Source organism: Lysinibacillus parviboronicapiens (assembly GCF_003049575.1).
GTDB classification, from domain to species: domain Bacteria; phylum Bacillota; class Bacilli; order Bacillales_A; family Planococcaceae; genus Lysinibacillus; species Lysinibacillus parviboronicapiens.
Genome location: NZ_PYWI01000102.1, coordinates 1 through 456 on the forward strand (window position 1 = coordinate 1; position 456 = coordinate 456).

A 456-nucleotide genomic window follows, 5' to 3' on the forward strand; every position below is an offset into this window, starting at 1 on the left:
ATAGGTTCGAGGTGGAAGTGTGGTGACACATGGAGCTGACGAATACTAATCGATCGAGGACTTAACCAAAATGTTTGAAACATTCAATGCACCGTTTATCCAGTTTTGAAAGAACAACAACTTTCTACATAGGGTTTCAAGATACAAGTAGTTCGAGAAAGCGATGGAAGCTGACAAAGAAATACCGCGTATATTGGAAGCCGACAATAGTCTAGTGATGATGGCAAAGAGGTCACACCCGTTCCCATACCGAACACGGAAGTTAAGCTCTTTAGCGCCGATGGTAGTTGGGGGCTTCCCCCTGTGAGAGTAGGACGTCGCTAGGCATAATACCCAGGAGGATTAGCTCAGCTGGGAGAGCATCTGCCTTACAAGCAGAGGGTCGGCGGTTCGAGCCCGTCATCCTCCACCATATGCCGGTTTAGCTCAGCAGGTAGAGCAACTGACTTGTAATCA

The 456-nt window shown here is 47.8% G+C and carries 1 tRNA gene and 1 rRNA gene; both read left to right on the forward strand.

Annotated features, from left to right (window positions below):
- The first annotated feature begins 210 nt into the window (after positions 1–210).
- Positions 211–326, forward strand: a 5S ribosomal RNA gene (gene rrf, locus C9J35_RS23280).
- A gap of 10 nt (positions 327–336) precedes the next feature.
- Positions 337–412 (forward strand) — tRNA-Val (locus C9J35_RS23285).
- The last annotated feature ends 44 nt before the right edge of the window (positions 413–456 follow it).